Origin of the sequence: Clostridioides sp. ZZV15-6598 (assembly GCF_020657705.1) — a bacterium.
In the GTDB taxonomy this organism is placed as follows: Bacteria; Bacillota; Clostridia; order Peptostreptococcales; family Peptostreptococcaceae; genus Clostridioides; species Clostridioides difficile_F.
In genome coordinates, this window is the sequence record NZ_JAGWCS010000040.1 from 21,400 (window position 1) to 31,374 (window position 9,975).

Consider the following 9,975-nt stretch of genomic DNA (forward strand, 5'->3'; position numbering starts at 1 on the left):
AGTTTTACCATTGTCAATTATCAAATATAACTATATCATATAAAACTTAATTATACCTTAATTGGATATATTTATCTATTTTGTTTGTTTATTGTTGTTATTTTTTCACAAGTGTTGGTATTTCAATAATTTATTAAGTTTAGTTTTGTTGTTTATGTTTTATTATGCTTAATTTAAATTTATTCTATTCTTTATTTTCGGTGGCAAGATGGTGGCAAGTTAAGTTTTGCCACCATTTATTTTTATTTGTAATAAATATAGTTCATTAATATAAATTTATTGTTTAATCTGAAGGTTGCAATTAAATAGCTATTTCCACCTTGATATTCTGTTATAATCTCTATTAATTTTATTTTAATCATCTCTCATTTTAGATATAAAAATAAAGCTGCAAAAACACCTTGTCTCATTATCATATCTGTTAGTGAATTTAAATTCATTATTTACATATTTTCAATAAAAAAAGATACACTTAGCAATCTATTGTTTATTTGTTTATAAAATCTAACGCTTTATAAAGTGTCTCAAATCTATCATTACCTTTTATCATAGTATATTTTTCTTTAGTCATAGAACTTATCTTCTCACAGGCTCCTGACCCTACAACATATAAATTCTCTGTTTGATATGCTTTATAATCTTTTATATCACAAACTCTACATTCACTTTCTTTGTAATTCCAACTAATTACTTCCGCTGGTATTCTATCAACTTCTCCATCATAAATTACTGTATGTTTAATCAATTTACCCACTACCTCACTATATATGTTCTTATTTAATATACCTTCTGCAATTAATTTTGCTACTGTATTTTTACATCTAATATAATAATCTGTATCTGACTTGCTATCTACAAAGCATACTTCAATCAATATTGCTGGTGCTTTTGTATGATTAAGCCAGTAAAGATCTCTTACATCAGATTTGGCACCTCTATTTTCAAATACTGTTGCTAATTTCTTATTAACTCTATCAGCATACAACTTGCCACTATTAGTTTTATATATCGTTTCTGTTCCAATAGGATTTAGGGTTGTTCTATTTGCATTGAAATGAATTTGTACTGCTAAGTCTACATTTTGTTTATTAGCTATTTTACATTGCTCTGCTAGATAGTTGTTAGATTTATCTACTTTTCCAGTATATACAGTAGCTCCACCTTGTTTCAACCATTTAATAATTAAATCAGTTAGTAGTCTATTTTCTTTTCCTTCATCTATATATCCAACTGCTCCTGTTCCTTTTCCTGTTAGAGTATGCCCTGGTACTATTGCTACTTTCATCATTTATCACCTTCTTTCTGTAGCATAACTTTTATATCTGTTACATCTTCTTTTATTTCCTCTACATCAGTTTTCATTGCTCCCATTTCAACAAGTATATTTTTATTAATTTCTTGTTGCTGCGTCGATAGCTCAATAAAATCTTCTACTGTTTTTTTATACATGTCCCTATCTTCTTTTTTCTCCTGCATAGTGTTTTTGAATAGTAAAGCACATAGTATTCCTATTGCTCCTAGACTGCTTAGCTCTGTTAATAACTGCTCCATGATGACCTCCTGCTGAAATTTATATAAAAAAAGAACCTTTCTATATTAGATAATCGGTTCTATTGATAATTCTTCTTTGTTTATCATATTTGTTAATTCTTTGTATTCATTTTCTTTAATTCTATTTAATACACAGAATACATCCAACTTAGTTTGCAACTCTTCTTTAGTTTCATAATTTTTTTGTTCAATCATTCTTTTTAAAATATTGTACATATTCTTGCCTCCAAATTTTTATAATACATTATTTGTGTTAAGTTCTAACATAGCAATTCTATAAGCATTATCTATTAATAGATTATCTTGATTCTTTTGATTTTCTATTAAAATTGTAATTTTATCTGCATTTGTTTCATCAAGTGATTGTTTTGATTCAGCTGGACTGTTTTGTAGTTCTAACCATTCACAATAAACCTGCTCTCCTGTTTTAGTCACCTCTCCATTTTTTATTACTGGAGTAAATAGCTGTTTATTTTCTGTAATAAAGTAATTATCTATATTATTTAAATCATTTTCAAGTCCATATAAAATTAAAATTTTTTTCCTTTCTTCTATATTCATATATAAATTCTCCTTTCTTATTCAATAAAATAAGTTCCATAGCTGTATATATCTACATTACTTGATAGTTCTGTAATTTGAATGTATCCATTTGAAAAATTAAAATACATAAAACCTCGAACTAATTGATTAGTTTGAGTTGTGAATATCGGAAATATATAGAAATTTTTAGGTATAAATCCATCTGGAAGTTTTAGTAATGCTGTACTTTCTGTAATTGCTCCACCAGTTATACGCATGTGAAAACTAACTTGATTGCCATTTTTACTTATCATAAAACCATCATTATCTGAAACAGTTCCCTTCCATCCATTTAATAGTTTATTAGATAAATCTACAACTCTAAAGTTAGATTGTATATGACTTATATTTGCTATGCTACTTCTAATAACTTCTATATGACTCCCTAAATTTTGAGTTGACTCAAAACTTACTTTTGGTATTATACTTCCTGTAGCTAACAAAAATTTTGTTTTACCTTCAAAAGTTTGCATACTTAAATCTACAAGTTCAATCTCTCTTGGTCTTTCTAATGGGTGTATAACTGTAATATTATTGCTTTTTAACCAAGTTTTAAATGTCTCTAAACTATCCGCTTTTGTCTTAGATATTCTTATCATTGTTTCATAACCTGTATTTCTACCATTTGCAACACATTCATAATCGCAATTTGCAAGAATATTTGCTGACTCAGGCTTAAATTTATCTGAATTTAATATACATGTGTCTCCATTAGAAGTTATTACTCCTTTAGAAGTTGCAAATACCATTGTATTTGTTTTTTCTATACTTGTGTGAATTCCCCAAGTTTCATCTCCATTTAAAGTGATTTCCTCGCAGCTTTGTACTAATTTATAACCATTATTTTTGTAAATTATCCTATCTTTAATTTCACTAGATAAACTTCTTAGTGCATAAGGTATTATTTTTATATCACCTTTTTTATAAATATTCAAAGGAGGATAAAACTGGTCTGTTCGTGCATAATACAATCTAAAATGAGTACAATCATTAGGAGTTTCAAAATTATTTGAATTTAATATAGCTGATTTAAATATGTTGTTCTCATTCTTAAATTGAATTTGCTTTCTATTACCACCTAAAAAATAATACTCTATATTTGGATTACACTCAATCCAATTTGTAGTTATACAAGGCATACTCTGTATGAGTTCCTCATCTAATGAATTCCCATCAAAATATCCATCTTGATAAGTCCCATCAAATAGATTTTCACCTTGATAACTCATAAGTTCTATGTTATTTCCTTGCCCTACACTTTGCATCCCTTCAAAATAAGAAATATCTTCATTTGTATAATCACCCTCTAGCACTAACATAGCTTTTGATATTTTTTGTTTATCTGAATCTGTTTCTCCCCATCCATCAGAAGTATGACCATAACACATAGTTTCTATTGTATTAATGTTGGCATTTGGAATAGTATACAGTACTTTACTATTAGCTGGAACTGTTATATCTCCTATACCTCCATAAGTATATTTTATTTGCTCATCACATAGATTTATAAAGGTGTATTCATTACCACTTTTAATGTATTTAAAAGGGTTATTATATCTAACTCCATCTGTAGTATAAATATTATTAGGATTAGCTAAGTTAATTAGCGTCTTACCTTGTATATTAAATTTAGTTAGATAACCCTTCTTGCTGTTTTCTATAGTATATTCACCTGTATCAGCACTACATTTTACATTGTCAAGTTCTTTAAAATTCTCTATATCATCAACCTTTTTAAGCAACTCTTTGTATTTCAAATTAAACCACCTCTCTTCATAAAAAAATAGCCTTATTTAAACAGTTGGCTCTGCTCCTTCTACATTTTGTTCAATTATATAACCCTCTACTGCTTTTCTATATTCTGTGTTAGTCACATCCTCTAACTCAAAATTTCTGTTTTTTAAAGGATTTAAACCTCCATTTAGAATCCTCTCTGCTAATATTTTTACTACTATTTCATTTATTTTCATTATAAAATACCTCCCATGATTTCTTGATTTGTTAATAATAATATTTTATTTTCTAATTCTTGTATTTCTTTTTCTTCTTCTGTTAAATATACTTGTGTTTCTTTTAAAATTGGCTGTTTAGTTTCTGTATTTATTTCTATTATTTTATGCTTATCATAATCAGTATAATTATAAGGTAAATCTATATACTCTATTTTTTTAATGTTTTTTCTTTCAAGAACATTTACTCTTGATTGCCCTTCATAGAATATTATTTCGCCTTCTTCATCAAAAAATATTCTTCTTCCTACTTCTATATAATCATTCATAAAAATAACTCCTTAACCTATCGCATAAAAATAAAAAGAGGAACTTGCATACCTACAAGAAGATATAGGTAAAACACATGTACCTTTTTGAATTTGAATTTGACTATCATTTCTATCTAATAAATAAGTAGTATAACTTTCAACAGTAGAAGCTATAAAAGGGACAGAACTGCAAAAATAGCTAGTTGTGAAATATTCTTTAGCCCCACCAGTATTATATATAAGAATAAATCTTGGATAAAAATTCAAATTAATTTTAGTAAAATAAACATCTCTAGAGGTACTAATTGTATAACTTTTACATTTTCCACTGCTATCAAGAGTACATTCACCACTTGCTGTATATATTGGTGTAGGTATATTTATACTTGCAACCTTATTAACTAAGGATAATAAAGTTTCTGCATTACTAATATTTATCCCTTTATTTTTCAAGTTTTCTTTAAAAGTATTCATAAGATTTTGCATTTCACCCTCAAATTCTGAAAATCTTGTATTACTATAAAATGGATTACCTAATAAATTTGTAAAATTATCTTTGCTTGTTTTAAATTCGTTTGTGCTACTTTCAAAAGCAGTTATTAACTGTTCTAAACTCGCACTTTCATTTAACTTTTCTATCATAAAAATATCCCCTTTCTACTTTTAGTAACTGTTTGTTAAGAAATGGTTACTTTATAAAATAGAAAAGTGATTGAGTTTAACCAATTTTTATAAAATATATATAGTATAAATGATTTTATTTTAAATAGATAAGTAAAGCAAAATGAAGAGTTTTACGAATTTTTAGTAACCATTTCTTAACAAATAGTTACTATATGAACTAAAAAAAAGAACTATTCTATGTAGTCCTCTCCAACAATATTCTTATATTCATTTTTTGTTATTTTATTCTTTATTACCGCTGTTTTAACTTGTTCCTTAGCCCATAATTCGTCCTCATAGTATTTTTTTATTATTTTGTACCACATTTATATCAACTCCTTTTCCATCATTGCAAAAGTCAATGCTGCTGTTTCTTCTCTTAATGCTTTTACTTCTTCCTGTGTGGCTATAGTTGCACTTTTAGAATTCTTTTCTAGATCCTCATGTGCTTTTATCTCTTCTTCTTGTTTTTTATGCATTTCTAAATATTTTTCTGCTGTTTCTAAAGCAGTCAAATTCTTATCTAGTTTATATATAGATTTAATTGTGTTAACTGACTCTATATTTGTAACTCTGTTATAATCATCGAGTATTAAAAATACTTCGCTTGTTTGAAAATCATAATTACCTTTTAAGATTTCTTCCGCTGAAACTCCATTTATTTCTTCTTTTTTATCCCATATTTTTATCATTTTAATTCTCCTTTATAATTCTGGTATATAGCATTTAACTCGTTGCCCATCATAATAATATATATACTTATCATTTATAGAAACACCAAAAAAATTACCATTTATTGGCGCACCCGAACTTGAATATTGATGTTTAAATACCTCACCATTTTTATTATAGCCATGTGTCGCAGTTGTATCTGAACCATGATAGCCATAGTCAGCTATATACATCATCCCTTTAAGTTCTACCATAAAACTATTACAATGACCTGCTATTCTACTCATAGTTCCACTGCTTGGGCTATAATCAACAATAATCATATTATATATGCTGTCAGGGTCTGATAACCCTGCAATGTATAAATCATAATAATCTTTTGCACACTCCATCCTTCTTCGTTTAGAAGCTTGTAATGTTGCTTTAGTTGACCATGTATTTGTATTAGCTTTGTAATACTCATCAACTGCACTAGTCCAAGTTTCAGTTGTTTTAACACTACCATAAAGAACATGTATTTCATCTGAATAAGCATAAGTATTCCCGCAAGTAGCACCTCTAGCTGTAATCATACTAGAAATATATGACCAACTATTTGTTAATACATTGTATTTCTGGCAGGTTGAAGTAGCTGTTGTATCGCTATAACCACCTATGCAATATATATATCCATTATAATAAGTAAGCAAAGGAAGTCTACGTGTGCTTGGTGCTGTTACAGAAGAAGTAGTATTTGTTATTGTGTTGTATTTTCTAAAATAAATACCTTTGTTATAACAAAGAAATAATATTTCTGTATCTACAGCCACACAATTTGATTCGTTTGTAAGATCATAAATAGAAATTCCTTCGATAGAATAATTTTTAGGTTTAAACCAATTTGGAATATCCATATTTCCTTGTTCTATTTTACCAACATTTTCAGCTAGACTTTTAAAAGGTGTACCACCAGAAGTTGACACACCTTTTTTATTTAGATTTGATATAAAAGTATTTTGTATTGAAACAAGCATGTTTTTAGTTACATCTAATTTATCATTTCCCGAAAAAGGTGAACCTAAAACACTAGCTATATTATTTTTACCTGTCTGCAAATCATCTTTTGAAGTTTCTAATGTATCCATCATTTCTCTTAGTTTTGCATTTTCTTCTAACTTTGTTGTCATCTTTCACGCTCCTTTACTAAATCATATCTATTAAATTATTTACTATAGTTATTCCTTTAGCCCTTTGACCACTTATTTCTACCATTATTTCCTCTAATACGCCATCTAACTTATCACTTGTAAATCTATCATTAGCATCTGTAATACTTATACTGGTATCTACAAGTTGTATGCTACCAATAGAATCCTCTATTTTTTTAGATGAATAAGTAGTCATTTCAGACACTCTGTTATCATCAACAGTTGCATTTATAAAATGAGTCTCAGCATTTCCATTAATAACATAAACATTTAATTCGACCTTAGTTTCACTTCGTATTTCAATTGAATTGTCATCAACTATTTTAAAGTTTGGAACTACACTCTCTTTTGTAGTAGCATCTATAATATTCACAACTATTCTCTGTGTTAACAAACTATGTGTTACAGTTGCTTTAAATGCGCTATCTGTATCATCCACCCAATCATCAATTGTGACTTTTTGAGTATATGCCACGTTTGAACCACCTGCAATAAGTTGGTCAATTTTAATATTCTGCTTTTCATTTTCTGTATCAATTATAGTATTCAATTCTGTTTTAGAAGTTTCTATTTCATTTGTTAACTCTGTTTTAGTTGTATCAATTTTAGTATTAAGGGTGCCTATTTTAGTATCCAAGTCTTGTATGTCTTTGAGTGTCGCAAAAATTATTGTAGGATCAATTTTAAGTTCTATATTATTTACATTAGATACAATAAGCACAGTTTTAACCTTCATATCAACAACTGCACCTTGTTCTATAGAAGGTTTATAACATTCTTTATATTTAGAAATGGCAATTAGATTATTTTCATCATCTAAATATCCTATCTCTCTTATCATAAACCCACCTACACTTGATGGTATTAAACTCTCTAATATTATGCAATTTGGTGCAGTTTCATCTGTGGTTGTATTTCCTATATTGCCTTCCCATACCACATTTTTAAGTGCTTTCTGACTCTCAGTTGGAGTATATTCACTACCTCCACCATCACCAAGTTGAATTTTTACAAATCCGACTTTATTGCCTGTAACACTTGCATTTGCTATCTTTGCTTTTCCTACATCTGTAATTATAGTGTAATAACTTTTATTTACAGCCAATATATCACCTCCTAAAATATTGTTATCTCTTGGTATCCAACTCCATTCCCTACTAATATATCAATTTCTCCATAAGTTTCTATATCTGGAGGACTCCAAGGATATATAGTTATTTCTTGACCCATTAGGGTTGTTATACCAAAATTTATATAATTGTCTTTACTTATAAGCACCCTAGTGTAATCAAGGCTCATGTTACATGGTTTAATACTACTTACAAATGTATGAACCTCACTGAACCATTCTTGGTTTCTAGCATCACTCTCAAGGTGTATATTATAAGTAGAATTGTTGATAGTTAACTTATAATTTCCTTCTCCAACAACTGAATCTAACCAGTTCCTAAGAAACCTCTCTGAATATGGTAATTTACTTATATATCTACTAAAAATCCTAAATCTTCTATCCTCTAAACTCTCATTACTTTTTGGGGTTATAGACATTATCTTTTCCCATCTTTTTATTCCGATTAGAGTTAAGTCCTCTAAAAATTGGTCATTTGATAGGTCCTTTAATTTTTCATGTAGTGTTTTTATTTCTTTGTTTTCTGCATTAAATACTTTTATATACTCTTCTTTATCTTGCAGAATTTGTGGTAAGTAATTTATTAGATTAATCTCTTTATCCAACTACCTCACCTCTTACTACTATAGAATCTTTATCAATATTAAGATTAGATGCAACATCATTTATCATAGTATTTGCAATATCTAACACTCCATCTATACTTAACAAACGAGTTTCTATCTGAGATATACGAACTATTAAGTTTTCTTCATCTTCCCAACTTATGTTAAGTTCATTCATATAGTTGTCAATTGCTTCTTCTGCAACTGATTTTATATTATCCCATGTATATCCACTCTTGTATGTTATTTCTGCTGATACATTTATTATTGTACTTGTAACTCCTTCAACAGTTACTCGGTGTCCAATCGGAGCTAATCCAATACCCTCTCCTTGATGTCCAATTGGGTCAATTTCTTCTTGTACTAAATTAACTAAATCAGTACTTGGTACTTTGAAATTAGAATTAATTATTACTAACTTAACAGTCCCACCTCCATCCCATACAGGATAAACTTTAACTCCCCCAACGTCAGGCAATTTATTAACTTCATCCTTATAGTTTTGTATATTGCCACCAAAACTCTGCGAATTTAAACTGTCATAGTATCTTTGCCTTAAACTATCCTCTGATTCTTCATCTTCTCCATTTATCAGTATTTCTGTTAACTCAGCAGTTTCAAGACCATCTATATATTCAATTGGAATCAACTGACCAAGTTCAAAAATAGGTCCATCAGTTTCACATTTCATCTTATATATTCCTTCACTAACCCTTTCAGTTGCTGTATAATTGTACTCTCCTAGATTAAACCTAGAGTCAAGTGGAATATCTATATTAAATACTCCTTTAGCAATTGTATTAGTTGCTTCAAGTGGTGTGATTCCTCTTTCCTTACATCTTTTCTCTAAATAGTAATAACTAGCAGTATCAACAAATGTTTGGTCTAATAATTCATCCATAGCAATGTAAGTTTCTGATAACTCGATAGCAACAGGAGCAATGGCATTGTATATTATAGAGCCTTCTCTTTTATCAAGAGTATCTGGTACACTATCTAGCATTCTTTTAATTATATTTTCAAATGTCATAAGTTCAAACACTAAATATTCACCACCTTCTCTGCATTTAAATTTCTATATTTGGTATGAACTATAAAGTTACAATGTACTTTTCCTTTTATATTTTCAAACTCAAAATTATCTACATTTTCAATTCTATCATCCTGAACTAATGCTTCTTTGATTCTTCTTTCAAGTTCAGGTATTACAAACGTCATAGGTTCTCCAATTAAGTCATTTAACTCAACTCCATAATTTCTAGAATAAATAAGGTGCTCATACCTTTCAGTATTTAAAATTAAAAAGATGGTTTGTTTTAATGCTTC

The 9,975-nt window shown here is 28.5% G+C and carries 15 protein-coding genes; all 15 read right to left on the minus strand.

The window, feature by feature from the left end; all coding sequences use genetic code 11:
• Positions 1-487: 487 nt before the first annotated feature.
• Positions 488-1,285: an N-acetylmuramoyl-L-alanine amidase gene (locus KGF50_RS09900; protein WP_227847896.1), complete on the minus strand. Its 798-nt coding sequence runs from the start codon at positions 1,283-1,285 to the stop codon at positions 488-490.
• Positions 1,285-1,551 (minus strand): hypothetical protein, encoded by a 267-nt coding sequence (locus KGF50_RS09905; RefSeq protein WP_227847897.1) that lies wholly within the window; start codon positions 1,549-1,551, stop codon positions 1,285-1,287. Before KGF50_RS09905 ends, KGF50_RS09900 begins: the two co-directional genes overlap by 1 nt.
• A gap of 45 nt (positions 1,552-1,596) precedes the next feature.
• On the minus strand, positions 1,597-1,767 hold the full coding sequence (locus tag KGF50_RS09910) for a hypothetical protein (protein WP_227847898.1): 171 nt from the start codon (positions 1,765-1,767) through the stop codon (positions 1,597-1,599).
• A gap of 18 nt (positions 1,768-1,785) precedes the next feature.
• Positions 1,786-2,112, minus strand: coding sequence for a hypothetical protein (locus tag KGF50_RS09915; protein WP_227847899.1), 327 nt, complete (start codon positions 2,110-2,112; stop codon positions 1,786-1,788).
• 17 nt (positions 2,113-2,129) lie between these two features.
• Positions 2,130-3,890: a hypothetical protein gene (locus KGF50_RS09920; protein ID WP_227847900.1), complete on the minus strand. Its 1,761-nt coding sequence runs from the start codon at positions 3,888-3,890 to the stop codon at positions 2,130-2,132.
• A gap of 36 nt (positions 3,891-3,926) precedes the next feature.
• Positions 3,927-4,103: a hypothetical protein gene (locus tag KGF50_RS09925; protein ID WP_227847901.1), complete on the minus strand. Its 177-nt coding sequence runs from the start codon at positions 4,101-4,103 to the stop codon at positions 3,927-3,929.
• Complete coding sequence (locus tag KGF50_RS09930; protein ID WP_227847902.1) at positions 4,103-4,411, minus strand: hypothetical protein; 309 nt, start codon at positions 4,409-4,411, stop codon at positions 4,103-4,105. The genes KGF50_RS09925 and KGF50_RS09930 overlap by 1 nt, the downstream gene beginning before the upstream one ends.
• 12 nt (positions 4,412-4,423) lie before the next feature.
• Positions 4,424-5,035: a hypothetical protein gene (locus KGF50_RS09935; protein ID WP_227847903.1), complete on the minus strand. Its 612-nt coding sequence runs from the start codon at positions 5,033-5,035 to the stop codon at positions 4,424-4,426.
• 212 nt (positions 5,036-5,247) lie between these two features.
• On the minus strand, positions 5,248-5,382 hold the full coding sequence (locus KGF50_RS09940) for an XkdX family protein (RefSeq protein ID WP_227847904.1): 135 nt from the start codon (positions 5,380-5,382) through the stop codon (positions 5,248-5,250).
• On the minus strand, positions 5,383-5,748 hold the full coding sequence (locus tag KGF50_RS09945) for a hypothetical protein (protein ID WP_227847905.1): 366 nt from the start codon (positions 5,746-5,748) through the stop codon (positions 5,383-5,385).
• Positions 5,749-5,760: 12 nt separating this feature from the next.
• Entirely contained in the window at positions 5,761-6,894 is a 1,134-nt protein-coding gene (locus tag KGF50_RS09950) for a kelch-like protein (RefSeq protein ID WP_227847906.1), read from the minus strand.
• Positions 6,895-6,910: 16 nt separating this feature from the next.
• A complete protein-coding gene (locus KGF50_RS09955) occupies positions 6,911-8,020 on the minus strand; it encodes a phage tail protein (RefSeq protein ID WP_227847907.1) in 1,110 nt (369 codons plus the stop codon).
• An 11-nt stretch (positions 8,021-8,031) separates the two neighbouring features.
• The gene (locus KGF50_RS09960) at positions 8,032-8,649 is read right to left on the minus strand and encodes a YmfQ family protein (RefSeq protein ID WP_227847908.1); all 618 of its coding nucleotides are present in this window, start codon (positions 8,647-8,649) and stop codon (positions 8,032-8,034) included.
• Positions 8,642-9,691, minus strand: coding sequence for a baseplate J/gp47 family protein (locus tag KGF50_RS09965; RefSeq protein WP_227847909.1), 1,050 nt, complete (start codon positions 9,689-9,691; stop codon positions 8,642-8,644). The genes KGF50_RS09960 and KGF50_RS09965 overlap by 8 nt, the downstream gene beginning before the upstream one ends.
• A partial coding sequence (locus KGF50_RS09970; protein ID WP_227847910.1) for a DUF2634 domain-containing protein occupies positions 9,691-9,975 on the minus strand: 285 nt, incomplete at its 5' end. The genes KGF50_RS09965 and KGF50_RS09970, both read right to left, overlap by 1 nt.

Bases quoted from the DNA above. Each gene is read 5' to 3' on its own strand.
- KGF50_RS09900 (WP_227847896.1), bottom strand. From the start codon at position 1,285: ATGAAAGTAGCAATAGTACCAGGGCATACTCTAACAGGAAAAGGAACA.
- KGF50_RS09905 (WP_227847897.1), bottom strand. From the start codon at position 1,551: ATGGAGCAGTTATTAACAGAGCTAAGCAGTCTAGGAGCAATAGGAATA.
- KGF50_RS09910 (WP_227847898.1), bottom strand. From the start codon at position 1,767: ATGTACAATATTTTAAAAAGAATGATTGAACAAAAAAATTATGAAACT.
- KGF50_RS09915 (WP_227847899.1), bottom strand. From the start codon at position 2,112: ATGAATATAGAAGAAAGGAAAAAAATTTTAATTTTATATGGACTTGAA.
- KGF50_RS09925 (WP_227847901.1), bottom strand. From the start codon at position 4,103: ATGAAAATAAATGAAATAGTAGTAAAAATATTAGCAGAGAGGATTCTA.
- KGF50_RS09930 (WP_227847902.1), bottom strand. From the start codon at position 4,411: ATGAATGATTATATAGAAGTAGGAAGAAGAATATTTTTTGATGAAGAA.
- KGF50_RS09935 (WP_227847903.1), bottom strand. From the start codon at position 5,035: ATGATAGAAAAGTTAAATGAAAGTGCGAGTTTAGAACAGTTAATAACT.
- KGF50_RS09940 (WP_227847904.1), bottom strand. From the start codon at position 5,382: ATGTGGTACAAAATAATAAAAAAATACTATGAGGACGAATTATGGGCT.
- KGF50_RS09945 (WP_227847905.1), bottom strand. From the start codon at position 5,748: ATGATAAAAATATGGGATAAAAAAGAAGAAATAAATGGAGTTTCAGCG.
- KGF50_RS09950 (WP_227847906.1), bottom strand. From the start codon at position 6,894: ATGACAACAAAGTTAGAAGAAAATGCAAAACTAAGAGAAATGATGGAT.